Origin of the sequence: Delftia sp. RIT313, from assembly GCF_000632165.1 — a bacterium.
In the GTDB taxonomy this organism is placed as follows: domain Bacteria; phylum Pseudomonadota; class Gammaproteobacteria; order Burkholderiales; family Burkholderiaceae_C; genus Comamonas; species Comamonas acidovorans.
This window is the reverse complement of sequence record NZ_JFYT01000101.1, coordinates 140,642-163,026: the sequence shown is the minus strand read 5'-3', so window position 1 is coordinate 163,026 and position 22,385 is coordinate 140,642. Positions and strand designations below refer to the sequence as shown.

Annotated in this window: 21 protein-coding genes; 6 read left to right on the top strand and 15 right to left on the bottom strand. The window is 68.2% G+C overall.

All coding sequences use genetic code 11. The features are described from left to right. Positions 1 to 228: 228 nt before the first annotated feature. The 9 genes from BW39_RS27920 to BW39_RS27880 form a co-directional block, all read right to left on the bottom strand. Positions 229 to 984, bottom strand: coding sequence for a 5'-methylthioadenosine/adenosylhomocysteine nucleosidase (locus tag BW39_RS27920; protein WP_043825442.1), 756 nt, complete (start codon positions 982 to 984; stop codon positions 229 to 231). A 111-nt stretch (positions 985 to 1,095) separates the two neighbouring features. Then, positions 1,096 to 1,893 (bottom strand): aspartate dehydrogenase, encoded by a 798-nt coding sequence (locus BW39_RS27915; protein WP_043825460.1) that lies wholly within the window; start codon positions 1,891 to 1,893, stop codon positions 1,096 to 1,098. 54 nt (positions 1,894 to 1,947) lie between these two features. Continuing rightward, complete coding sequence (locus BW39_RS27910) at positions 1,948 to 2,754, bottom strand: IclR family transcriptional regulator (protein ID WP_012202883.1); 807 nt, start codon at positions 2,752 to 2,754, stop codon at positions 1,948 to 1,950. Between the two features lie 22 nt (positions 2,755 to 2,776). Beyond that, positions 2,777 to 3,607, bottom strand: a complete 831-nt coding sequence (locus BW39_RS27905; protein WP_235264293.1) for an alpha/beta fold hydrolase — start codon at positions 3,605 to 3,607, stop codon at positions 2,777 to 2,779. A 172-nt stretch (positions 3,608 to 3,779) separates the two neighbouring features. After that, positions 3,780 to 4,310: a cupin domain-containing protein gene (locus tag BW39_RS27900; RefSeq protein WP_012202881.1), complete on the bottom strand. Its 531-nt coding sequence runs from the start codon at positions 4,308 to 4,310 to the stop codon at positions 3,780 to 3,782. A 199-nt stretch (positions 4,311 to 4,509) separates the two neighbouring features. Beyond that, positions 4,510 to 5,706 (bottom strand): MFS transporter, encoded by a 1,197-nt coding sequence (locus BW39_RS27895; protein WP_043825459.1) that lies wholly within the window; start codon positions 5,704 to 5,706, stop codon positions 4,510 to 4,512. Positions 5,707 to 5,728: 22 nt separating this feature from the next. After that, complete coding sequence (locus tag BW39_RS27890) at positions 5,729 to 6,613, bottom strand: NAD(P)-dependent oxidoreductase (RefSeq protein WP_043825439.1); 885 nt, start codon at positions 6,611 to 6,613, stop codon at positions 5,729 to 5,731. Positions 6,614 to 6,749: 136 nt separating this feature from the next. Then, positions 6,750 to 7,340 (bottom strand): TetR/AcrR family transcriptional regulator, encoded by a 591-nt coding sequence (locus tag BW39_RS27885; protein ID WP_043825438.1) that lies wholly within the window; start codon positions 7,338 to 7,340, stop codon positions 6,750 to 6,752. Positions 7,341 to 7,421: 81 nt separating this feature from the next. Continuing rightward, positions 7,422 to 7,913, bottom strand: coding sequence for an Lrp/AsnC family transcriptional regulator (locus tag BW39_RS27880; RefSeq protein ID WP_016449824.1), 492 nt, complete (start codon positions 7,911 to 7,913; stop codon positions 7,422 to 7,424). Positions 7,914 to 8,056: 143 nt separating this feature from the next. Between BW39_RS27880 and BW39_RS27875 the strand changes: the two genes are divergently transcribed. Next, positions 8,057 to 9,502: an L-lactate permease gene (locus BW39_RS27875; RefSeq protein WP_043825437.1), complete on the top strand. Its 1,446-nt coding sequence runs from the start codon at positions 8,057 to 8,059 to the stop codon at positions 9,500 to 9,502. A 68-nt stretch (positions 9,503 to 9,570) separates the two neighbouring features. Here BW39_RS27875 and BW39_RS27870 read toward each other — a convergent pair whose 3' ends face one another. Together BW39_RS27870 and dkgB are read right to left on the bottom strand one after the other, a co-directional pair. Continuing rightward, positions 9,571 to 11,250, bottom strand: a complete 1,680-nt coding sequence (locus BW39_RS27870; protein ID WP_043825436.1) for a long-chain-fatty-acid--CoA ligase — start codon at positions 11,248 to 11,250, stop codon at positions 9,571 to 9,573. Between the two features lie 158 nt (positions 11,251 to 11,408). Beyond that, a complete protein-coding gene (dkgB, locus tag BW39_RS27865) occupies positions 11,409 to 12,230 on the bottom strand; it encodes a 2,5-didehydrogluconate reductase DkgB (RefSeq protein ID WP_043825434.1) in 822 nt (273 codons plus the stop codon). Between the two features lie 141 nt (positions 12,231 to 12,371). On the opposite strand from dkgB, the gene BW39_RS27860 reads away from it, so the two are divergent. From BW39_RS27860 to BW39_RS27850, 3 genes are all read left to right on the top strand, one after another. Then, positions 12,372 to 13,265: a LysR family transcriptional regulator gene (locus tag BW39_RS27860; protein ID WP_043825432.1), complete on the top strand. Its 894-nt coding sequence runs from the start codon at positions 12,372 to 12,374 to the stop codon at positions 13,263 to 13,265. A 133-nt stretch (positions 13,266 to 13,398) separates the two neighbouring features. After that, positions 13,399 to 14,652: a M20 aminoacylase family protein gene (locus BW39_RS27855; protein WP_043825431.1), complete on the top strand. Its 1,254-nt coding sequence runs from the start codon at positions 13,399 to 13,401 to the stop codon at positions 14,650 to 14,652. Then, positions 14,649 to 15,623: a tripartite tricarboxylate transporter substrate binding protein gene (locus BW39_RS27850; RefSeq protein WP_043825429.1), complete on the top strand. Its 975-nt coding sequence runs from the start codon at positions 14,649 to 14,651 to the stop codon at positions 15,621 to 15,623. The genes BW39_RS27855 and BW39_RS27850 overlap by 4 nt, the downstream gene beginning before the upstream one ends. Positions 15,624 to 15,651: 28 nt before the next feature. Here BW39_RS27850 and BW39_RS27845 read toward each other — a convergent pair whose 3' ends face one another. From BW39_RS27845 to tkt, 3 genes are all read right to left on the bottom strand, one after another. Then, a complete protein-coding gene (locus tag BW39_RS27845) occupies positions 15,652 to 16,011 on the bottom strand; it encodes a tRNA-binding protein (RefSeq protein ID WP_026062619.1) in 360 nt (119 codons plus the stop codon). 151 nt (positions 16,012 to 16,162) lie between these two features. After that, entirely contained in the window at positions 16,163 to 17,164 is a 1,002-nt protein-coding gene (gene gap, locus BW39_RS27840; protein ID WP_012202871.1) for a type I glyceraldehyde-3-phosphate dehydrogenase, read from the bottom strand. A 109-nt stretch (positions 17,165 to 17,273) separates the two neighbouring features. Further along, complete coding sequence (gene tkt, locus BW39_RS27835) at positions 17,274 to 19,319, bottom strand: transketolase (protein ID WP_043825428.1); 2,046 nt, start codon at positions 19,317 to 19,319, stop codon at positions 17,274 to 17,276. Between the two features lie 117 nt (positions 19,320 to 19,436). Here tkt and BW39_RS27830 point away from each other — a divergent pair, with 117 nt between their 5' ends. Next, on the top strand, positions 19,437 to 20,222 hold the full coding sequence (locus BW39_RS27830; protein ID WP_043825426.1) for a nucleotidyltransferase family protein: 786 nt from the start codon (positions 19,437 to 19,439) through the stop codon (positions 20,220 to 20,222). 132 nt (positions 20,223 to 20,354) lie between these two features. Then, a complete protein-coding gene (locus BW39_RS27825; protein ID WP_043825425.1) occupies positions 20,355 to 21,191 on the top strand; it encodes a sulfite exporter TauE/SafE family protein in 837 nt (278 codons plus the stop codon). A gap of 59 nt (positions 21,192 to 21,250) precedes the next feature. On the opposite strand, the gene fba is transcribed toward BW39_RS27825, so the two are convergent. Beyond that, on the bottom strand, positions 21,251 to 22,315 hold the full coding sequence (gene fba, locus BW39_RS27820) for a class II fructose-bisphosphate aldolase (RefSeq protein ID WP_013804528.1): 1,065 nt from the start codon (positions 22,313 to 22,315) through the stop codon (positions 21,251 to 21,253). Between the last annotated feature and the right edge of the window lie 70 nt (positions 22,316 to 22,385).

The following is a 22,385-nucleotide window of genomic DNA, read 5'->3' as shown; positions in this document are numbered from 1 at the left end:
GCATGGTGATCGCTCCTTGGCTGCTGTTGGCTACAGCTGCCAAGCTTGGATCTGTTACCCATGTCCTTGTACTGATGTGTCACCTATGAGTGTGAGTCGTACCGGGTGCTTTTCTTTGCCTACTTTCTTGTAGCAAGACAAGAAAGTAGGTCGGCCGCCGGGCCGAACCCCGGCCTCGAAAAACACCCCCCCGGCAGGGTCAAAAAACGTCCCCGCCAGAGTCAAAAATCAAACAGCAAGCCGCCGCAAAAACCCATCAACAACCCGCAACGCATACCGACTCGCCACCACCCTCACAAACTCCGCAAAGTCCACATGCGCACTGTCATCCGCCCGATCGGAAACCGTCCGCATCGCCGCAAACGGCACGCCATAGTCCAGGCAGGCCTGCGCCACGGCGGCGCCTTCCATCTCCACCGCCAGCACCTCATGCCCTGCAGCACGCAGGCCCTGCGCCAGCGCGGAAGAGGCGCCCGCCGTGCCCACGAACTGGTCACCGCTGGCAATCAGCCCCTGGTGCGCGCGCGGCGCCGTGGTGGCGTGGGCGGCGCGCAGGTCTTCGCCCGCCTCGGCCACGCAGGTCTGGGCGGCCGCCAGCAGCGCGGCCGTCATTTCGGGGTCGCAGGGCAGGCGCGTACGGCCGTAGCCGGGCATTTCCCAGCGCGGGAAGATGGGCGAGGCGTCCAGGTCATGCTGCAGGTATTCGTCGGCCACGACGACATCGCCCACGCGCACGCCTTCGCCCAGGCCACCGGCCACGCCGGTGAAGGCGATGCGGCGCACGCCGAAGCGCTCGATCAGTGCCGTGGCCGTGGTGGCCGCCGCCACCTTGCCTATGCCCGACAGCGCGCAGACCACGTCGTGCCCATGCAGGCGCCCGCGCCAGAACATGCGGCCGGCGTGGGCCGTGCACTGGGCGTCGGACAGGGAATGGACCAGGCCTTCCTGTTCCTGCGGCAGGGCACTGAGGATGGCGATGGTCATGGTGGCTTCTCTTTCAACGTTTCAACGGCACAGGCAAAAAGCAAAGGCGGCCCGGGGGCCGCCTGCTGGGCGAAAGCGCCCATTGTGCCGCGAGCCTGTGCCCGGTGCGGCTCAGATGGCGATGGCCGTGGCCTGGTTGAGCACGGCGCGCACCACGCTGTAGACGGTGAGGGCCGAGGTCTTGGGGTTGGCCTCCAGCGGCTTGCCGCGCATGGTCAATTCCATGGAACCGAAGGCGCCGCGCGCGGCCACATGGTGCACGTTCTCGTCCACGGCCGGGTCGGCGTACAGGCGCACCGTGGTGCGGTCCAGGCCCATGCCGGCCAGCGACAGGGTGGCGGCCACGTTGGCGTTCTTGGGGTAGAGCTGGGCGGCCTCGCGTGCGCTGCCTTCGAAGATGCAGAAGGCTTCCTTGAGGCTGGCGAGGTCGCAGCGCTGCTCTGCGGGCGTGCCGGTCCAGGCCAGGGGCGGCTTGCGGCCGGTGTAGACCACTTCGTCCAGGCCGCCGATGCGGGCTGCGGCCAGCGCATCCACGCCGCCGATGGCGCCCGACAGCAATTGCACCTGGGTGCCTCCGGCCTCGGCCGCGGCCTGCACGGCCTCGGCCATGCCGGGGGCGCTGAGTGCGCCGATGGAGGCCACGACGGCAGGAATGCCGCGCTGCAGGGCGGGCAGCACATGCTCTTCGATGGCGGTATGGCCTGCGCATTCGACGATGAGGTCGGGCCGGTCTTCAGTCGTCAGCGCAGGCAGTGCGCGCGCCTGGGGCGCATGCCGGGCCAGGGTGGCGCGCACGGCGTCCGTCACTTCGGGCACAAGCACCCAGCCCACCTGCACCGCGGCATGGCCCTTGAGCAGTTCGAGCACGCTGGCGCCAATCGCACCGCAGCCAATCACAGCAATATTCATCGTCATTTCTTTCTGAGCAAGAACGCGCTGAAGGCCGGTGGAGGCACCGTCTCCTCAGCGCAGAAAACCAGGATGCTGGGTGCGCAGGTGGCCCGTCAGTTCGACGGCGGCCTCGCGCACCTGTTCCACCCAGTGCGCCATGCGCCCGGGTGCGATTTCGGTAAATGCCACGGCCATGCCCAGGCCCGCGATGATGCGGCCCTGCGCATCGCGCACGGGCGCGGCAATGCTGGAGACGCCGGGCTCGTAGAAGCCCTCGCCCATGGCGTAGCCGCGCTCGCGGTCCTGCAGCAGCAGCTGCTGCAGTTGCTGCACGTCACGCGGGGTGCTTTCCGAGAATTGCGGCAGTTCGCTGCCGCCGAAGAGTTCGCGCAGCTGGTCTGCGTCCATGTCCTGCAGCAGGGCGCGGCCCAGCACGGTGGCATGGGCCGGCAGGCGCGAGCCCACGCGCACGGCGCCCTGGAAGGCGCCGGCCGGCGCAATGCGCGCCACGTAGACCACGGAGGTGCCGTCCAGCAGCGCCAGGTTGGTGGTGAAGCCCAGGCGCTCGCACAGCGCCTGCAGCACGGGCTCGGCCAGCTGGGCCAGCGGCTGGGTGGACAGGTAGTCGTAGCCCAGGCGCAGCACGGACAGGCCCAGCCGGTACTCGGTGCCCGAGCGTTGCAGATACCCCATGTTCTCCAGCGTCGTCAGCATCCGGAACACCGTGGAACGCGGCAGCGCCAGGGTGCGCGCCAGGTCGGGCGCGCTCCACACGGGCTGCGAAGGCGTGAAGCAGGCCAGCAGGCGCAGGCCGCGCTCCAGCGCGGGGACGGTGTAGCGGTCGTTGTCGTTCGAGAGGGTTTCGGAGGTGTCGCTCATCGCAATTCGGGCCGGTAGGCCATCAGGTCAGCAGGGTGGCCAGCCTCTGTGCGACATCCGCAGGTTGTTCGACGACAGAGGCATGGCCGGCTGCCGCAAGCGTAACGTACCGCGCGCCCAGCCTTGCGGCCCAGGCCGCGCAGGCGGCGGGCGGCGTGACCACGTCGTGCTCGCCCACCCAGACCTCGACCGGCATGGCCAGTTGCCCCGCCGCCTGCCCCAGGTCGCTGCCGCACAGCAGCTCCACGGCCTGGGCGTAGCCGGCAGCATGCAGGCGCGCCGTGTTCCAGCGCACCCATTGGCGCACGGGCTCGGGCGCGGCGGGCGAGACCAGGCGCTGGTCGATGGCGGCGGCCAGGCCTTCGATGCCTTTTTCCTGCAGGGCCGCAAGACGGCCCTGGCGTACCTTGGCCTGCTGCTCGCCCATGCCGGGTGCGCCATAGCCGCCGGCGGGGCTGATCAGCACCAGTTGCCGCACGCGCCCGGCGCCGGCCTGCACCGCCCAGGGCGTGCCCATGAGCGCGCCCAGCGAGTGGCCCACCAGCAGGCAGCGGCGCACGCCCAGCGCCTGCAGCGACTGCTCCAGCACGCGGGCGTAGTCGGCGCCCGTGGGCACGGCCGGTGCCAGCGGCGTGGAGCGGCCATAGCCGGGCGCGTCCCAGGCCAGCACACGCGTGCGCGGCGCCAGCGCCAGGGCCACGTCCAGCCAGGAGGCGGCGCCCGAGCTGATGCCGTGCAGCATCACCACGGCAAAGTCCGAGGCCGTGTCGCCGGCCTCGCGCCAGGCGGCCTGAGCGCCACCGGGCAGGGCGATGAGGTGTTCGGGGAACTGCGCCTGAAGGCGCTGCTCCATGCATGCTGTTACCGAGGGGGTCATTTCAGTTATCCATGGCGATGGCATGGCCCTTCAGCCATGAGACTGGCACGATCCGAGCCAGGGACAGCAAGCAAGGGCCGCCCCGCCGCGAGGCTGTCGTCCCCCTTCAAGGGGGAAGGCGCGAAGCGCCTCAGGGGGTGCTCCATTTCTAACGTTTGATTTTTGCCAGAGGGTGCTCGGGCGGGTATGTGGGCGTGATGGGCTTCTTGGCGCCCAGCATCACGCACATCAGCGCGTCTTCGTCGCCGATGTTGATTTCCTCGCGGTACACGCCGGGCGGCACGGAGACCACGTCGCGGTCGGTGAGGATGGTCTCGAAGCGCTGGCCGTCCTTCTCCAGCACGAGCTTGAGCTTGCCGCGGATCAGGAAGAAGACTTCCTCCACATCGGTGTGCAGGTGCGAGGGGCCTTCATTGCCGGCCGGGATGACCATGGTGGAGAAGGTGAAGTTCTCGGACGGGATGGTGTTGCTGTCCGCAGCCACGCCCGTGCCGCCCGTGCCGATGTAGCGCATCTGGCCACGGCGGTACTTGGGGTCGAAGTCGGCCTGGAACTTCAGCGCGTCGAAGTCGTACTTGCGCGTGGAAAACCGCGCCACGCGCGACTCCATCCATTGTTCGAAGCTGGAGCCTTCCGGCTGGTCCCAGGTGCGGGGCGTGTTCTGAGCGGATTCGGACATGTGTCTCTCCATCAACGTCGGTGGACATGGCGGGGAAGGTGCCATTTGTTTTATCCATGAATCACAGTTCATGGGGTAAAACAATTATAGGAAGATTGATCGCACGCAACAAGGACCACATGCGCAGCGGCATGTGGCCCCTTTGCTGCCCAGTCTGTTGAGGGAACAGCGATGCGGGTGCAACAGCGATGCGGGTGCCTCAGGCAGCCATGCTGCGCCGCCCAGGCCGAAAGCCCGCCTGGCTGGCCGGCCAGACCACGGACAGGCAGGCCAGTGCCAACACCGCCAGCGCCCAGGGCAAGGCGCGGGCACCCAGCCAGCCCAGTAGCAGTCCGCCGGCCACGCCGCCGCTCGCCACGGCCAGGTTGAAGACCGTCACCAGCATGGACTGGGCCACGTCGGCGCCCTCGCCCGCCGCATCGGCCAGCGCGGTCTGCAGCAGCGTGGGTGCGCCGCCAAAGCTCAGGCCCCAGGCCGCAACCCCGATCAGAACGGCCACGGCCGACTGTCCGGCCAGCCCCAGCACCAGCGCAGACACGGCGAACAAGGCCAGGCTCACCACGGTGAGTGCGCGCAACCAGCGGTCCACCAGCAGGCCCGTGAGCCAGATGCCGGCAATGGCCGCAAGGCCGAACAGCAGCAGTACCCCATCCACCCTTTGCCCCAGCCCTGCAGAGACCAGGAAAGGCGCGATGAAGGTGTAGAGCATGTTGTGGGCCAGCATCCAGCCGAACAGCGCCAGCAGTACGGGACGCACGCCGGGCACGAGCAGGATGCGCGCCACGGGCTGGCGTTGGTGCGCCGTCTGCCCGGCGTAATCCGGCACACCCAGCCGCACCCAGGCCAGCAGCAGCAGGCACAGCGCCGACAGCGCCCAGAACACGCCGCGCCAGTCGAACAGGCTGCCCAGCCAGGCGCCCAGCGGCACGCCGGCCGCCAGGGCCAACGGCTGGCCCACGCCCGCCACGGCCAGTGCACGCCCCTGCAGATGCGGCGGCACCATGCGCCGCGCATAGCCGGCCACCAGCCCCCAGATCACGCCCGCAGCCATGCCTGCGGCAAAGCGGGCGACCAGGGTCAGGCCGTAGTGGCCGGACAGCGCGGTGAGGCTGTTGAAAAGCAGCAGCCCGCCCACCGCCGCCATGAACAGCGGCCGGCGCCTGAGGCCGCGCGTGGCGGCCACGACGGGAATGGCGGCCAGTACCGAACCCAGCGCGTACAGCGTGACCATCTGGCCGGCCATGGCTTCGGACACTGCCAGTCCCGTGCCGATCTGGGGCAGCAGGCCGGCCGGCAGGGTCTCGGTCATGATGGCCAGAAAGCCTGCCATCGCCAGGGCCAGCAGCCTGCCCAGCGGCAGGCCCGTGTCGCCGGAGGTGTCCATGGGCTGGTTCATTGCCTTTTCCTCGCTGCGCATCTCAGGCATGGGAGGCTGGATGGGATGCCAGGTGGGATGCCGCCATGTCCTTGTCGCCATGCCCGGCGGCCAGCGCGCGCTCGAAGCGGCGCAGCCCGGCCTGGGCGCCATCCAGCAGCAGGCCTGCGCCGGCTGCGGCATCGGCCACCAGTTGCGCGTCCTTGACGGCATTGGCCACGGTGAAGCTGGCGTCGTAGCGGCCTGACAGCATGGCAGCGGCCTTGGCCTGGAAGAAGCCGCTGTCCATGGGCCCGCCCGTGACGGCTTCGACCACCAGGGCCGGCTCTATGTCCAGCCCCTTGGCCAGCGCCAGGCTTTCGGCCAGGCCATGCGTGAGTGCGAAGGCCCAGTGGTTGAGCGCCAGCTTGAGCCGGCTGGCGGCGCCTGCCTGCTGCGCAATCCACAGGCTGCGTTTGCCAATGGCATCGAACACCGGCTGCACCTGGCCGCGCTGCGCCAGCGGGCCTGCGGCCAGGATGACCAGCTGGCCCTGCTCGGCCGGCTGGCGCGTGCCCTGCACGGGGCAGTCGTAGAACACCAGGCCATGCCGATCGGCGAACTGCGCCAGCGGCGCGATGGCGTCCACACCCACCGTGCTCAGTTGCAGCCACAGTGTGCCCGGCTGCAATGCGGGCGCTGCAGCCTGCATGGCCTGCAGCACGGCCGGCCCGTCCTTGAGCACAGTGACGACGATGCGGGCGCCACGCACGGCGTCGGCCGCGTCGCCACAGGCCTGAACGCCGTCGGCCGCAAGGGCCTGGGCCTTGGCGGCCGTCCGGTTCCAGGCGCGGACGGTGAAGCCCTTGCGTTGCAGGTTGCGCGCGACGGGCGCACCGATCAGGCCCGTGCCGAGCACGGTAATGGTGGTTTGAAGGTTTGAATGCATGGGAACTCCAGGGTGATGAGAGAGTGAAACAGACACGGAAAACTGAAAGCCGGATTACTGGAACGATCATTCCAATTCAAGGAAAATAAAAACCCGCAACGGCACGACATGCGCGCGGCGGGTGACGGGTGGCCGGCTATTGCGCCTGCAGCGCCATGTCGACCACGTCGACCACGTCCATCAGGCACTGGCGGCGCTGCGGCGCGCTGCTGCCCTTGCCCAGCACGCGCATGCCCTGCACGGTGTTCAGGACGAAGCGCGCCAGGGCGCGCGGCTTTTTGCTGTCGGTGATGTCGCCTTCCTGCTGGCCGCGCAGGATGAGCTTTTCCAGCGCCTTTTGCAGGCGCTGGAAGTTGCCGGCTACCCTCTCGGCCACGGCCTCGTCATGGCCGGCCAGCTCCAGCGCGGCATTGGCGACCAGGCAGCCACGGCGCCCGGCATCGCTCAATTCGTCCTGCACGATGCGCAGCAGCAGCTGCCGCACCAGGTCCCGGGCGCGCCCCGGGCCGGACAGCAGTTCCACGTTGGAGGTGGTCACGGCCTCATAGCGGCGCAGCGCATGCTGGAACAGCCCCTGCTTGTTCTCGAAGGTGCCGTACAGGCTGCTGCGCGACAGGCCCGTGCCGTCCACCAGGTCCTGCACCGAGGTGGCCGCGTAGCCGCGCTGCCAGAACACCTGCATGGCGGCGTCTGCAATGTCATCGGGGTCGAAGTCCTTGGTGCGCATGGTGGCTCATTGAATTGGAACGATCATTCCAATCAATGTAGGCGGCCGTTTCACGGCTGTCAAGATTGCGCCAAAGGGCCTTCACTCGCAGGGAATTTCCAGCCCCACCTTCACGCGGTCCAGCGCCACGATGGTCTTGAACCATTTGACGTTGGGGTTCTCGGCGAACAGGCGCCGCGCCAGGGCCTCGTACTCCTGCATGGTGGCCACGGTGAGCACGAGCACGAAGTCCACCTCGCCCGTGACGTAGTAGCACTGCTGGACCTCGGGCACGGCGAAATGCGACTTCATGGCGTTGAGCGCGTCGATGCTGGTGCGCTCGGTCATGACCTCCACGATGATCGTGATGGGCCGGCCCACGCGCGTGGGGTCCACGGTGGCGGCCTGGCCGGTGATCACGCCCTCGGCCTGCATGCGCTTGAGGCGGCGCTGCACGGCGGCCGTGGACAGGTTGACCTGCTCAGCCAGCAGGCGCAGCGGCACCGTGCTGTCGCGCTGGACGATGGCCAGGATGGCTCGGTCGAAGCCGTCCAGGTCGGCCAGGTGAGCAGGGTGGGCGGTGTGCTTGGTCATGGGAAGCGAGGACTTTTGGAGGGTGAGAAATTTTCTCGCAAACACCCCCAATTCAGAGACCAAAAAACAGGTGCCGCGAAATAGTATTTCGTCGTTTTCCGCATCCAACGCATGCGGACCCGCCTGCCGAGAAAGCCCATCCCATGGCCACCCTGCTCCACCTGTCTCCCGTGTTTCTTGTGATGTCCATGCTCATGGTCTTGCGCTGCCCGCCTGTGCAGGCGGCCATGGCCGGGGCGGCGCTGGTCGCCCTGCTGTGGCTGGTCGATGCCTGGATGGCGACGGGCACCGCCGCTTCCGGCGCCGCCCTGGCCGCAGCGCGCGACACGGGCGTGCTGTTCCTGAGCACGGCCTTCGTGATCGTGCCGGGCCTGGGCTTTGTGATCCTCATCGAACGCATGGGCGTGAACCAGGCGCTGAGCCAGTGGGTGCGCTCGCTGGGCCTGGGGCCGGCCGATCAGGTGGTGTTCATCGTGCTGGGCCTGGCGCCGCTGCTGGAGGCGATGACGGGCTTTGGCGTGTCGCTGATCGCCACCGTGCCGCTGCTGCTGAGCCTGTTCGAGCGGCGCGCCGCACTGCGCATGGCGCTGGCGGGCATGGCCATCATGCCCTGGGGCACGCTGGGCCTGGCCACGGTGATCGGTGCCTCGCTGGCCCATGTGGATGCAGCCGCGCTGGCCGCTGTGTCCTCGCTGACCAGCGCACCGGTGTTCCTGGTGCTGGGCGCCCTGTCCCTGCAGCTGGCAGGCGAGCGCGGTGCGCGGGCCTGGCTGCTGTTGGGCGGCTTTGGCCTGCTGTTCGTGGGCGTGCTGCATGGCATCAGCCGCTGGCTGGGTCCCGAGGTGGCGGGCGTGGGCGCGGGCCTTGCGGTGGCACTGGGCATGCTGGTGCGCGCACTGCGCATGCGCGGCCGTGCCCAGGCGGCACCCGGCTGGCCGCGACAGGCCTGGCCGTATCTGGCGCTCGCCCTTGCCATCGTGCTGCTCAAGCTGCTGGCCCTGGCCACGCAGTGGGACCAGCGCTGGATCGTGCAGGGCGCCCAGGTGGCCTGGAAGCCGCTGGCCTCGCCCGGCGTGGCGCTGACCCTGGTGCTGGCACTGCTGCTGGCGCGCGGGGCCGGCCGTGGCGCTGCCCTGGCTGGTGCTCTGGCCGCCCGCGCCAAGCGCCCGCTGCTGACCATCTTCTTCTTCCTGGCCATGTCCCAGATGATGGTCAAGGCCGGCTTTCTGTCCGGCTTGGTGCAGCTGCTGGCCGAGCTGGCGCCCGCTGCCCTGGCGCCCATCGTGGCGGCCTTCGGCGCGCTGGCCGGCTACATGACGGGCTCCAACGTGGGCGGCAACGCGATCTTCATGCCCGCCATCGCCCTGCTGCCCGAGTCCTCGCGCCTGCTGCTGGCCGCCGTGCACAACAGCGCCGCCGGGCATGCGGCACTGGGCTCCCTGTCCATCGTGATGCTGGTGCTGGGCCTGGCACGGACCAATGCCCAGGAAGAAGGCGAGCTGGTGCGCTTCGGCTTTGCGTTGGCCTGCTTCAATGCGGCGGCCGTGGCGCTGGCGGCGTTGGTCATGGCGGGTCTGGGCGTGTTCTGAAGACGTGTTCCCTCCCAATGAAAAGAGGCGCCGCAGCGCCTCTTTTCAAACACGGCAAGCCGCCCGCGTCACTTGCTGTCGCGCAGCTCCCGGCGCAGGATCTTGCCCACCGGGGTCTTGGGCAGTTCGGTGCGGAACTCGATCACGCGGGGCCGCTTGTAGCCCGTGAGGTTGTCGTGGCAGAAATCGCGCACGGCCTGTTCGGTGAGGCTGTCGTCCCTGCGCACGATGACCAGCTTGACGGCCTCGCCGGTCTTCTCGTCGGGCACGCCGACCACGGCGCATTCGAGCACGCCGGGGCAGTTGGAGACCACGTCCTCCACTTCGTTGGGATAGACGTTGAAGCCGCTGACCAGGACCATGTCCTTCTTGCGGTCCACGATCTTGAAGTAGCCGCGCTCGTCCATGGTGCCGATGTCGCCGGTGCGAAAGTAGCCGTCGGCGGTGAAGACCTTGGCGGTTTCGTCGGGGCGCTGCCAGTAGGCGGCCATGACCTGCGGGCCCTTGATGGCGACCTCGCCGCGCTCGCCGATGGTGGTCACGTCGTTTCCTTCGTCATCGACGAGCTTCATCCAGGTGCTGGGCAGGGGCACGCCGATGGTGCCCGAGAACTCGGTGGAGTTGACGGGGTTGCAGCTGACCGAGGGACTGGTCTCCGACAGGCCATAGCCCTCGCAGATGGGGCAGCCGGTCTTTTGCAGCCACAGCTGGGCCACGGCGCTTTGCACGGCCATGCCGCCGCCGACCGAGACCTTCAGGTGCGACCAGTCCACGGTGTTGAAGTCCGGGTGGTTGGCCAGGCCGTTGAACAGCGTGCTCACGGCCGGGAAGCTGTGAAAGCGCTGCGTGGACAGTTCCTTGAGCGTGGCCTTGAGGTCGCGCGGGTTGGGGATCAGGATGGTTTTGCCGCCCGTGCGCATGGACAGCATCATGTTCACCGTGAAGGCGAAGATGTGGTACAGCGGCAGCGCGCAGATGCTGGTGGGCTGCTCGCCGGCCGGCACCTTGCCCATGGCGGGCTGGTTCCAGGCCTCGGACTGCAGCACGTTGGCGATGATGTTGCTGTGCAGCAGCACGGCGCCCTTGCTCACGCCCGTGGTGCCGCCCGTGTACTGCAGCAGGGCCATGTCGGAGGCCTGCAGTTGCGGCGCCTGGAAGGGCGAGCGCATGCCCTTGGACAGCGCGTCGTTGAAGCGCACGGCCCCCGGCAGCGAGAACGGCGGCACCAGCTTCTTGACCTTGCGCACCACGTAATTGACGATGGCGCCCTTGAGCATGCCCAGCTGGTCGCCCATGGTGCACAGCACCATGTGCTGCACGGGCGTGGCGGCCTTGCAGGCCTGCAGCGTGTGGGCGAAGTTCTCGATGATGACGATGGCCTTGGCGCCCGAGTCCTTGAGCTGGTGCTCCAGCTCGCGGGCCGTGTACAGCGGGTTGACGTTGACCACGACGAAGCCCGCACGCAGCACGGCGGCCACGGCCACGGGGTACTGGGGAATGTTGGGCATCATCAGCGCCACGCGGTCGCCGCGGGCCAGGCCCAGGCTCTGCAGATAGGCGGCGAAGGCGCGGCTTTGCGCATCGACCTGCGAGTAGGTCAGCTCCTTGCCCATGAAGGAATAGGCCACGCGGTCCGCGTAGCGGCTGAAGGCCTCCTCCATCAGGGCCACCAGCGAGGGGTATTGGGAGGGATCGATGTCGGCGGGCACACCTGCCGGATAGGCACCCAGCCATGGGCGGTCACTCATGCTGCTCGTCTCCTGGTTTCTCGATTGAACGTGCATTCTCATAAAAAGCACGGTCGTTCGATACTGTGATAACCCTAGTACTACCCCTAGGGTCACCATTGCGTTGCTCCAGGTCAAAGCCCGCCGGGCCGCGCAGGCCCCCGATCACAGCCCCCCGTTCAATCCCAGGCGGGAGCCAGGCCGTCAGGGCTGACCTGGCGGTCGCCGCGTTCCAGCGCGGCGATGCGCTGCATGTCTTCGGCGCCCAGCACCAGCTGGCAGCTGTCCAGATTGGCCTGCAGGTGGGCGCGCTGGGTGGACGAGGGAATGACGGCATAGCCCATGGCCATGGCCCAGGCCAGCGCCACCTGGGCGGGCGTGGCGCCGTGGGCGGCGGCGATGTCGGCCAGCACGGGATCGGCCAGCAGCTTGCCGTAGCCCAGCGTCATGTACGAGGTGGTGTGAATGCCCTGCTGGCGTGCGAAGTCGGTGACGGCGCGGTTTTGCAGATAGGGGCTCAGTTCGATCTGGTTGGTGGCGATGTTCGCGGCGCCCACGGCGGCGATGGATTGCTGCAGCAGCGCAATGTTGAAGTTGGACACGCCGATGTGGCGCGTCAGCCCCTGCTCCCTGGCGCGCATGAGCGCGCTCAGGCTGTCCTCCAGCGGCACGCTGCGCGAGGGCCAGTGGATCAGCGTCAGCTCCACATGGTCGGTGCGCAGGGCTTCAAGGCTGCGCTCCAGGCTGGGGATCAGCGCGTCGGCGGACAGGTTCTCGGTCCAGATCTTGGTGGTGAGGAAGAGCTGATCGCGCGGCACGGCGCTGGCGGCGATGGCGGCACCCACATCGGCCTCGTTGCCGTAGATCTGGGCGGTGTCGATGGCGCGGTAGCCCACCTCCAGGGCCTGGCCCACGGAGTGGCGCACCACCTCATCCTTGAGGCGGAAGGTGCCCAGGCCGAACGCGGGCACCACGGAAGCGAGAGAGGCAGTCGATGTCATGCAGGTCTTTCAAAAAAGCAAACAAGGCGCGGAACCACGCCCCGAAGACTGCAGTCTGGCGGGTTAACGCTTGCAGATAAAGCCTGGTATCAGCAGAAAATATTTGACGCTGCAGCAACAATTGCGCCAAGCTGGCGCCCCATGAAAACCACCCTGGACGAGTTGCAGGCCTTTCGCGCCGTGATCGACTGCGGCAGCATCACGGCGGCGGCCGAGCAGTTGGGACAGACCACCTCGGGCATCAGCCGCAGCCTGTCGCGCCTGGAGAAAAAGCTGGCCACCACCCTGGTGCGGCGCACCACGCGCAGCCTGGAACTGACCGAGGAAGGCGAGCGCTTCCTGGCCCGCGCGCGCGAGGTGCTGCAGGCCCTGGACGCGGCCGAGGAGGAGCTGGCCGCGCGGCGCCAGGCTCCGGCCGGGCTGCTGCGCGTCAACGCGGCCTCGCCCTTCATGCTGCATGCCATCGTGCCGCTGATCGGCGAGTTCCGCGCGCTCTATCCGCTGATCACGCTGGAGCTGAACACCGATGACCTGCACATCGACCTGCTGGCCCAGCGCACCGACATCGCCATCCGCATCGGCGAGCTGCGCGACTCCACGCTGCATGCGCGGCTGCTGTGCCACAGCGTGCTGCGCGTGCTGGCCAGCCCCGCCTACCTGCAGGCCCATGGTTCCGTGGCGAGCGTGGCCGCGCTGGCGCGCCACCAGCGCATTGGCAACAGCCAGGTGCCCGGCCTGAACCACTGGCCGCTGCGCACGCCCGAGGGCGGCGACCGCTGGGATGCCGCGCCCCAGCTCACGGCATCCAGCGGCGAGACCATGCGCCAGCTGGCCCTGGCCGGCCAGGGTGTGGTCTGCCTGGCCGATTTCATGACCGTGCGCGATCGCGCCCAGGGCGAGCTGGTGCAGGTGCTGGCGCGCGAGACCGTGCAGCAGCGCCAGCCCATCCACGCCGTCTACTACCGCAACACGGCGCTGGCCGCGCGCATCACGGCCTTCCTGGACTTTCTCGCGCAGCGCATGGCGCAGTCCTGAGGGCCCTGTGACGTCCGCCTGAACGGCTTGATCGGCCCGTTCGGCTTGTGCATGCAGGGCGCATGCATATGCGTTTTGCTTCGTTGCCACAGGGCTGGCGGTTTTACAGAATCCGGGATTCGCCGCAGCAGGCATGGGCCGGCTGCGGCCGGAGACCGCCTTGCCCCACCTGATCGAAAGCTTTGCCGACATGGCGCCCTTCGTGGCCCTGCGGCGCGACCTGCATGCCCACCCCGAGCTGGGCTTCGAGGAACACCGCACCTCGGCCATCGTGGCCGAACGCCTGGCCTCCTGGGGCGTGGAGGTGCACACCGGCCTGGCCGGCACGGGCGTGGTGGGCGTGGTGCACGGCAGGCATACGGACGCACGCCACGGCACGCGCACCATCGGCCTGCGCGCCGACCTGGATGCGCTGCCGCTGCAGGAAGAAAACCGGTTTGCCCACCGCTCGCAGCACGCAGGCCGCATGCATGCCTGCGGCCATGACGGCCACACCACCATGCTGCTGGCCGCGGCCTGGCATCTGGCGCGCACGCGCGACTTCGCGGGCACGGTGCACCTGATCTTTCAGCCCGCCGAAGAGATGGGCAAGGCCGGCGCACGCAGGATGATCGACGAAGGCCTGTTCGAGCGCTTTCCCTGCGATGCGGTTTTCGCCCTGCACAACTTCGCGCTGGACCGCGTGGGCAGCTTCGCGCTCAACCCGGGCGCGCTCATGGCCTCCAGCAACACCTTCCGCATCGTGCTGCATGGGCAGGGCACGCATGCCTCGCTGCCGCACACGGGCATCGACCCGGTGGCCGCCACCATTGACCTGGCCCAGCAGTTGCAGGCCCTGGTCGCGCGCCATGTGGATTCGCGCGAACGCGCGCTGCTGGCGGTCACGCAGATCCAGGGCTCGGACGCGCCCAACGTGATTCCCGACAGCGCCTGGGTGGGCGGCACGGTGCGCACCTTCTCCGTGGCGGCGCTGGACATCCTCGAAGCCGCCCTGCGCCGCCAGGCCGAGCACACGGCCCTGGCCCATGGCTGCAGGGCCGAGATCCATTTCCGGCGCGCCTCGCCGCCCCTGGTCAACCACGCGGCCGAGGCCGCCTTCGCCGCCGCCGTGATGCGCGAGATCGCGGGCGACGACGCCGTGGACACGCAGTTCCCCGGCGTGCTGGCGGCCGAGGACTTCGCCCACATGCTGCAGGCGCGGCCCGGCTGCTACGCCTTCATCGGCAACGGCCAGGGCGATCACCGACTGCCCGGCCATGGCGACGGCCCCTGCCTGATCCACAACCGCTCCTACGACTTCAACGACGACATCCTTGCCATCGGCGCCAGCTACTTCGTGCGGCTGGTGGAGCGGTGGCTTGCCGTCACCCAGGAAACTTCCCCATGAAAACCTCTCACCCTTCTCCCGTCACCCGCCGCGTTCTGCTGGCAGCAGCCCTGGCCCTGGGACTGGCACCGGCCGTGCATGCCGAACGCGTGATCCGTATCGTCGTGCCCTTCGGCGCAGGCGCCACGCAGGACACGGTGGCACGCACCTTCAGCAATGAACTGGGCCAGGCCCTGGGCGCCACCGTGGTGGTGGAAAACCGGGCGGGCGCGGGTGGCAGCGTGGGCACGGCCCAGGTGGCCAAGTCCGCGCCGGACGGCAACACCCTGGTGCTGGCTGCCGCCAGCCACAACCTGGCCGGCCATCTGTACGCGAAGCTGCCCTATGACCCGCTCAAGGACTTCGTTGGCGTGTCCTTCCTGGGCCGCACGGGCTATGTGGTGGGCGTGCCGGCCGCCTCGGGCGTGCAGACCCTGGGCGAGCTGCTGCAGCGCGCCAGGGCCCAGCCGGGCCAGCTCAACTATGCGTCGGCCGGCAATGGCAGCGCCTCGCACCTGGCCTCGGCCTCGCTGGCCGCGCAGGCGGGCATCAAGCTGCAGCACATTCCCATGAAATCCACGGGCGACGCCACCACCGAACTGCTGGCCGGCCGCGTGCAACTGGTCACGGGCGCCACCATCGGCATGCTGGCCTTCCAGAAGGACCCGCGTGTGAAGCTGCTGGCCTACTCGGGCCAGCAACGGTCGCGCTTCCTGCCCGATCTGCCCACGGTGGCCGAGTCCGGCGTGCCCGGCTATGCCTTCGACTCCTGGCTGGGCCTGCTGGCACCGGCCGGCACGCCACCCGCCGAAGTGGAGCGCATCAACGCCGCCGTACGCAAGGTGCTGGCCGAGCCCGTGGTCCAGGAGCGCCTGGCCCGCGTGGGCGTGGAAGCCGCCACCCTGCCGGCCGCCGAATTCCAGCGCCTGCTCAAGGACGACTGGGAAGCGTCCGGGCGCATCGTCAAGGCCGCCGACGTGCGCATCGAATAGTCACCCAGGCCAATAGTCACCCAGGCCGTCACAGCAGCTTGGTGCCCAGCGGCACCTCGCGGTCGGGCACGCACAGCGCGACCTCGCCGTTCTCGTTGTGGAATCCCGTGACCAGGCATTCCGAGCGCATGGGACCGATCTGCTTGCTGGGAAAGTTCAGCACGGCCACCACCTGGCGGCCTATCAGTTCCTCGGGCCGGTACAGCGCCGTGATCTGGGCGCTGGACTTGCGCAGGCCCAGCTCCGGGCCGAAGTCGACCTGCAGCACATAGGCGGGGCGGCGCGCCTCCTTGAACACCTGGGCGTCCACGATGCGGCCCACGCGCAGCTCCACCTTGAGGAAGTCGTCAAAGCCAATCGTTTCGTGCAATGCGGATGAAGTAGTCATGCGGCCATGATGCAGCGCCGCCGGGGCCGGCTTTGTCGAGCAACGCTTGCAGTGCCAGGGCAGACTGTCCGCCATGAAAAAGGCCGGCATCGCGTCCGATGCCGGCCTGGTGCGAGGCCCTCGACAGGCCCCGCAGCGGTTCACGCCAGGATTACTTGGCGGCGACCACGCGCACCATTTCCAGGCACTTGTTCGAGTAGCCCCACTCGTTGTCGTACCAGGACACGACCTTCACGAAGGTCTTGTCCAGGGCGATGCCGGCTTCGGCATCGAACACCGAGGTGCAGGACTCGCCGCGGAAGTCCGTGGCCACGACCTTGTCTTCGGTGTAGCCCAGCACGCCCTTGAGCGCGCCTTGCGACTGGGCCTTCATTTCGGCACAGATCTCTTCGTAGCTGGCTTCGCTGTTCAGCTCCACCGTCAGGTCCACCACCGACACGTCGGAGGTGGGCACGCGGAAGGACATGCCGGTCAGCTTCTTGTTGAGCTCAGGAATCACCACGCCCACGGCCTTGGCTGCGCCCGTGCTGGAGGGAATGATGTTTTCCAGGATGCCGCGGCCGCCGCGCCAGTCCTTGTTGCTGGGGCCGTCCACGGTCTTTTGCGTGGCGGTGGCAGCGTGCACGGTGGTCATCAGGCCGCGCTTGATGCCCCACTTGTCGTTGAGCACCTTGGCCACGGGAGCCAGGCAGTTGGTGGTGCAGGAGGCGTTGGAGATCACGTCCTGGCCGGCGTAGGTCTTGCAGTTCACGCCGAAGACGAACATCGGGGTGCTGTCCTTGGAAGGCGCGGACATGATGACCTTCTTGGCGCCGGCAGCCAGGTGCTTGCGTGCGGTCTCGTCGGTCAGGAACAGGCCGGTGGCCTCGATCACGATGTCGGCGCCGACTTCGTTCCACTTCAGGTTGGCGGGGTCGCGCTCCTGCGTCAGGCGGATGGTCTTGCCGTTGACGATCAGGTTGGAGCCCTCCACCGAGACCTCGCCCTTGAAGCGGCCGTGCACGCTGTCGTACTTGAGCATGTAGGCCAGGTAGTCGGGCTCGAGCAGGTCGTTGATGCCCACGACTTCGATGTCGCTGAAGTTCTGCACGGCAGCGCGGAACACCATGCGGCCGATGCGGCCGAAGCCGTTGATACCGATCTTGATCGTCATATTTGCCTCTTGGATTGACGGATTGCGAAAAACGGAAAAACTGAAACGGTGAGGGCCAGGCAGGGCCTGGCGGGCGGCAAAAAGGGGCCACAGGCCCCTTCTCGCAGCTTTACTTGCCGGCGCGCTGCAGCGCAGCCTGCACGGTGTCGGCCACGTTCTCGGCCGTGAAGCCGAAGTGCTTGAACAGCACGGGCGCTGGAGCCGATTCACCGTAGGTGTCGATGCCGACGACGGCGGCGCAGCCGTACTTCCACCAGAAGTCGGTCACGCCCATTTCCACGGCGATGCGCGGCAGGTTGGCCGGCAGCACCTGGCTCTTGTACTTGGCGTCCTGCTTGTCGAAGGTGGTGGTGCTGGGCATGGAGACCACGCGCACGGCGACCTTGCGCTCGGCCAGCAGCTTCTGGGCGGCCAGGGCCAGTTGCACTTCGGAGCCGGTGGCGATGATGACGGCCTGGGCCTTCTTGTTCAGGCCGACGGCCTTGGGCTCGGACAGCACGTAGGCGCCGCAGGCGATGTCGTCCAGCGCGTCTTCGGTCTTGGCTGCGTAGGCCAGGTTCTGGCGCGACAGCAGCAGGGCCGTGGGCTTGTTCTTCTGGCTCAGGGCCACGGTCCAGGCGACGGCGGTTTCCGTGGTGTCGGCAGGGCGCCAGACATCCAGGCCCGGGATCAGGCGCAGCGAGGCGGCGTGCTCGATGGACTGGTGGGTGGGGCCGTCTTCGCCCAGGCCGATGGAGTCGTGCGTGAAGACGTGGACCACGCGCTGCTTCATCAGCGCGGCCATGCGGATGGCGTTGCGGCTGTAGTCGCTGAAGGTCAGGAAGGTGCCTGCGTAGGGGATGTAGCCGCCATGCAGGGCGATGCCGTTCATGATGGCGGCCATGCCGAACTCGCGCACACCGTAGTTGATGTGGCGGCCGATCTTGCCGTCTTCGGTCAGGACCACGGCACCCTTGTCGTCCACGCGCAGCGAAGGCGTGCTCTTGGTGTTGGTCAGGTTGGAGCCGGTCAGGTCGGCCGAGCCGCCCAGCAGTTCGGGCAGGGCTGCGGTCAGGCCTTCCAGGGCCAGCTGGCTGGCCTTGCGGCTGGCCACGGTGGCGCCTGCGTCATGCGCGTCGGAGGCGATCTGCGCGGCGATCTCGCCGAAGTTGGCAGGCAGGTCGCCGGCCATGCGGCGCGTGAAGTCGGCTGCCAGTTCGGGGAAGGCCTTGGCGTAGGCGGCAAACTTCTTGTTCCAGGCCGCTTCGGCCTTGGCGCCGGCGGCCTTGGCATCCCAGTCGCCGTAGACGCTGCCGGGGATGTCGAAGGGGCCGTGCTCCCAGCCCAGGGCCGCGCGGGTCAGCGCGATTTCCTCGGCGCCCAGGGGCTCGCCGTGGGCCTTGGCCGTGTCCTGGCGGTTGGGCGAGCCCTTGCCGATGCTGGTCTTGCAGCAGATCAGTGTGGGCTTGGAGCTGTTCTTCTTGGCAGCGGCGATGGCGGCATCGAGGGCCTGGACGTTGTGGCCGTCCACGTCGCGGATCACGTTCCAGCCATAGGCTTCGAAGCGGGCGGGCGTGTTGTCGATGAACCAGGGGGCGACCTTGCCGTCGATGGAGATGCCGTTGTCGTCGTACAGCGCCACCAGCTTGCCCAGCTTCCAGGCGCCGGCCAAGGCCGCGGCCTCGTGGCTGATGCCTTCCATCAGGCAGCCGTCACCCAGGAACACGTAGGTGTGGTGGTCGACGATGGCGTGGCCGGGACGGTTGAATTCGGCAGCCAGCAGCTTTTCGGCCAGCGCGAAGCCCACGGCATTGGTGATGCCCTGGCCCAGCGGGCCGGTGGTGGTTTCCACGCCGGGGGTGATGCCCACTTCGGGGTGGCCGGCCGTCTTGCTGTGCAGCTGGCGGAAGTTCTTGAGCTCGTCGATCGGCAGCGCGTAGCCCGTGAGGTGCAGCAGCGCGTAGATCAGCATGGAGCCGTGGCCGTTGGACAGGATGAAGCGGTCACGGTCAGCCCATTGCGGGTTGACGGGGTTGTGCTTGAGGTGACGGCTCCACAGTGCCACGGCCATGTCGGCCATGCCCATGGGGGCGCCGGGGTGGCCGGAGTTGGCTTGTTGAACGGCATCCATTGCGAGTGCGCGGATCGCATTCGCCATTTGTTGAGTGTTGGCCATCAGGGCGCTCCGTGAAGGAGGGGGTAATCAGAATAAGCCGGCCATTTTAAAGGACTGGGGTTTTCGGCTCCCGGGCGCGGGGCAATGGCCGCTGGCAATGGTCTACAGTTGCCCTCCATGACCGCCCAGCCCATCCCGCCGTTCCCCGCCGCCAAGGCGCTTTCCCTCACCGAACAGCCGCCTGCCATGCTGCTGGCCGCAGGCCGTGGCGAGCGCATGCGGCCGCTGACCGACGCCACACCCAAGCCCCTGCTGCAGGTGCAGGGCCAGCCGCTGCTGCAGCACCACATGCAGGCGCTGGCCCGGGCGGGCGTGCGCCGCGCGGTGGTCAACACGGGCTGGCTGGGCGCGCAGATTCCGGCGCGATTCGGCCCCCAATTCGTGCCTGACAACGGGGGCGAGCCGCTGCAACTGGCCTATTCCCCCGAGCCCGAGCAGGCGCTGGAGACCGCCGGCGGCATTGCGCGCGCGCTGCCGCTGCTGGGCGAGGTGTTCTGGCTGGCGGCCGGCGATGTCTACGCGCCCGACTTCGATTTTCCGTTCGAGGCCGCCCGGGAATTCGCGGCCAGCGGCCGCCTGGCCCATCTGTGGCTGGTGCCCAACCCCGAGCACCACCCGCGCGGCGACTTCGGCGTGGACGAACTGGGCCTGGCCTGCGACTGGCCCGAGGGCGATGCCCGCCCGCGCCAGACCTACGGCACCATTGCGCTGCTGCGCGCCGAGCTGTTTGCCGCGCCCTGGTGCGACATCCCGCCCGGCAACCCCGAGGGATGGCGCGTGCCGCTGGTACTGCTGCTGCGCCGCGCCATGGCGGCCGGCCAGGTGGGGGCCAGCCTGTACACGGGCCGCTGGACCGACGTGGGCACGCCCGAGCGGCTGGAACGCCTCAACGCGCCGGGCTGAGACACCGCGCGTCGGTGAGTGCGGCCTGGCGATCGGCGGCTTGGCGCCCTGCCCCCTGCACCTGCAGGCAGCGGCGCGCGCTTCGTGATAGCGTCGCCGGTTCGGCGCAGCGGCGCGCCAGAAAGCCTTTCGATGAGCGTGATCCAGTATGTGATGTTCCTGGCCCTGGTGGGCCTGGCGACGTTTTGCCAGAACCTGACGGGCTTTGCCTTCGGGCTGATCTTCGTGGGCGTGGCCGGTGCCACGCACCTGATGGGCATTGGCGATGCGGCCAACGTGGCCTGCCTGCTGTCCGTGGTCAACGGCGTGGCCTACCTGCGCGCCCACCGCCAGGTGCCGCAGTGGACGCTGCTCAAGCCCATGCTGATCAGCAGCGTCATCGGCGTGATCGGCGGCGTGCTGCTGCTGCAGTGGCTCAGCGGCAATGCGCTGAGCGGGCTGCGCATGCTGCTGGGCCTGGCCATCGTGGCCTGCGCGCTGTTGCTGTTGCTGCAAAAGCAGGTCAACGCGCAGGTGTCGGGGCCGGTGTCGCTGTGGGTGGCCGGTGTGGCATCGGGGGTGCTGGGCGGCCTGTTTGCCACGCCGGGCCCGCCCATGGTCTACCACCTGTACCGCCAGCCGCTGGACCGCCTGGTGGTGCGCCAGTGCCTGTTTGCCATGTTCCTCACCTGCGCGCTGCTGCGCCTGGTGATGGTGGCCTGGGAGGGCGAGATCACCGCCAGCGTGCTGCTGGCGGCGGCCCTGGCCTTTCCCGTGGTGACGGTGGTGACCTGGCTGCACATGCGCCATCCGCCCGCCCTGCCCAAGCGGCTGGTCGAATGGATGGTCTGCCTGCTGCTGGTGCTGTCGGGCACCAGCCTGCTGGTGTCGGGCTGGAACGCCAGCCACCCCCAGCCCGTGGTGCCCGATGACGAGATGGCCATGGCCGTGCCCCAGCGGTCACCGGCTGCGGCCCCCGCGCCGCGCTGACAACAAAAAAGCCCGCCGGGCGGACCGGCGGGCTTTTTTTTGAAGGGGGAAGGAACCGATCAGTTCACGACCTGCTGCAGCGAACCGGCAGCGTACTTGGCGGCCATCTGCTCCAGCGTGTAGCCCTTGATCTTGGCGCCCTGGCCTTCGCAGCCGAACTCGATGTAGCGGGCCTTGCAGATCTGCTTGGCGGCTTCGCGGGCGGGCTTGAGCCATTCGCGGGCGTCGAACTTCTCGGGGTTCTCGGCCAGGAACTTGCGCACGGCGCCGGTCATCGCCAGGCGGATGTCGGTGTCGATGTTGATCTTGCGCACGCCGTGCTTGATGGCTTCCTGGATTTCCTCGACGGGCACGCCGTAGGTTTCCTTCATGGCGCCGCCGTACTGGCGGATGATTTCCAGCAGTTCCTGGGGCACGGAGGAGGAGCCGTGCATGACCAAGTGGGTGTTGGGCAGGCGCGCGTGGATTTCCTTGACGCGCTGGATGGACAGGATGTCGCCCGTGGGCTTGCGCGTGAACTTGTAGGCGCCGTGGCTGGTGCCGATGGCAATGGCCAACGCGTCCAGCTGCGTGGCCTTGACGAACTGGGCCGCTTCCTCGGGGTCGGTCAGCAAGGCCGAGTGGTCGAGCACGCCTTCGGCGCCCACGCCGTCTTCCTCGCCGGCCATGCCGGTTTCCAGCGAGCCCAGGCAGCCGAGCTCACCTTCGACGGTGGCGCCCAGCTTGTGGGCCATTTCCACGACCTTGCGGGTCACGTCCACGTTGTATTCGAAGGAGGAAGGCGTCTTGCCGTCTTCCATCAGCGAGCCGTCCATCATCACCGAGCCGAAGCCCAGGTTCAGCGCGCCCTGGCAGATGGCGGGCGAGGTGCCGTGGTCCTGGTGCATGACCAGGGGGATGTGGGGATACTGCTCGGCGGCGGCCTGGATCAGGTGCTTGATGAAGGGCTCGCCGGCGTACTTGCGGGCGCCTGCGCTGGCCTGCAGGATGACGGGCGCGCCCACTTCGTCAGCGGCCGACATCACGGCTTGCACCTGCTCCAGGTTGTTGACGTTGAAGGCGGGAAGACCGTAGCCGTTTTCGGCAGCGTGGTCCAGCAGTTCGCGCATCGAAACGAGAGGCATGTGTAGGGTCCGTATCAAGTTGTTGAGAGGGGGATGCCCCTGCCGCATGGCAGCCGCCGCTGCGTCATGG

What these genes read in the sequence shown, in the direction of transcription:
- BW39_RS27875 (WP_043825437.1), top strand. Translation starts at nt 8,057, where the DNA reads ATGGCCACCCTGCTCCACCTGTCTCCCGTGTTTCTTGTGATGTCCATG.
- BW39_RS27850 (WP_043825429.1), top strand. Translation starts at nt 14,649, where the DNA reads ATGAAAACCTCTCACCCTTCTCCCGTCACCCGCCGCGTTCTGCTGGCA.
- gap (WP_012202871.1), bottom strand. Translation starts at nt 17,164, where the DNA reads ATGACGATCAAGATCGGTATCAACGGCTTCGGCCGCATCGGCCGCATG.
- BW39_RS27860 (WP_043825432.1), top strand. Translation starts at nt 12,372, where the DNA reads ATGAAAACCACCCTGGACGAGTTGCAGGCCTTTCGCGCCGTGATCGAC.
- dkgB (WP_043825434.1), bottom strand. Translation starts at nt 12,230, where the DNA reads ATGACATCGACTGCCTCTCTCGCTTCCGTGGTGCCCGCGTTCGGCCTG.
- BW39_RS27870 (WP_043825436.1), bottom strand. Translation starts at nt 11,250, where the DNA reads ATGAGTGACCGCCCATGGCTGGGTGCCTATCCGGCAGGTGTGCCCGCC.
- BW39_RS27890 (WP_043825439.1), bottom strand. Translation starts at nt 6,613, where the DNA reads ATGCATTCAAACCTTCAAACCACCATTACCGTGCTCGGCACGGGCCTG.
- BW39_RS27885 (WP_043825438.1), bottom strand. Translation starts at nt 7,340, where the DNA reads ATGCGCACCAAGGACTTCGACCCCGATGACATTGCAGACGCCGCCATG.
- fba (WP_013804528.1), bottom strand. Translation starts at nt 22,315, where the DNA reads ATGCCTCTCGTTTCGATGCGCGAACTGCTGGACCACGCTGCCGAAAAC.
- BW39_RS27880 (WP_016449824.1), bottom strand. Translation starts at nt 7,913, where the DNA reads ATGACCAAGCACACCGCCCACCCTGCTCACCTGGCCGACCTGGACGGC.
- BW39_RS27910 (WP_012202883.1), bottom strand. Translation starts at nt 2,754, where the DNA reads ATGAGCGACACCTCCGAAACCCTCTCGAACGACAACGACCGCTACACC.
- BW39_RS27900 (WP_012202881.1), bottom strand. Translation starts at nt 4,310, where the DNA reads ATGTCCGAATCCGCTCAGAACACGCCCCGCACCTGGGACCAGCCGGAA.
- BW39_RS27920 (WP_043825442.1), bottom strand. Translation starts at nt 984, where the DNA reads ATGACCATCGCCATCCTCAGTGCCCTGCCGCAGGAACAGGAAGGCCTG.
- BW39_RS27855 (WP_043825431.1), top strand. Translation starts at nt 13,399, where the DNA reads ATGGGCCGGCTGCGGCCGGAGACCGCCTTGCCCCACCTGATCGAAAGC.
- BW39_RS27895 (WP_043825459.1), bottom strand. Translation starts at nt 5,706, where the DNA reads ATGAACCAGCCCATGGACACCTCCGGCGACACGGGCCTGCCGCTGGGC.
- BW39_RS27915 (WP_043825460.1), bottom strand. Translation starts at nt 1,893, where the DNA reads ATGAATATTGCTGTGATTGGCTGCGGTGCGATTGGCGCCAGCGTGCTC.
- BW39_RS27825 (WP_043825425.1), top strand. Translation starts at nt 20,355, where the DNA reads ATGAGCGTGATCCAGTATGTGATGTTCCTGGCCCTGGTGGGCCTGGCG.
- BW39_RS27830 (WP_043825426.1), top strand. Translation starts at nt 19,437, where the DNA reads ATGACCGCCCAGCCCATCCCGCCGTTCCCCGCCGCCAAGGCGCTTTCC.
- tkt (WP_043825428.1), bottom strand. Translation starts at nt 19,319, where the DNA reads ATGGCCAACACTCAACAAATGGCGAATGCGATCCGCGCACTCGCAATG.
- BW39_RS27905 (WP_235264293.1), bottom strand. Translation starts at nt 3,607, where the DNA reads ATGGAGCAGCGCCTTCAGGCGCAGTTCCCCGAACACCTCATCGCCCTG.
- BW39_RS27845 (WP_026062619.1), bottom strand. Translation starts at nt 16,011, where the DNA reads ATGACTACTTCATCCGCATTGCACGAAACGATTGGCTTTGACGACTTC.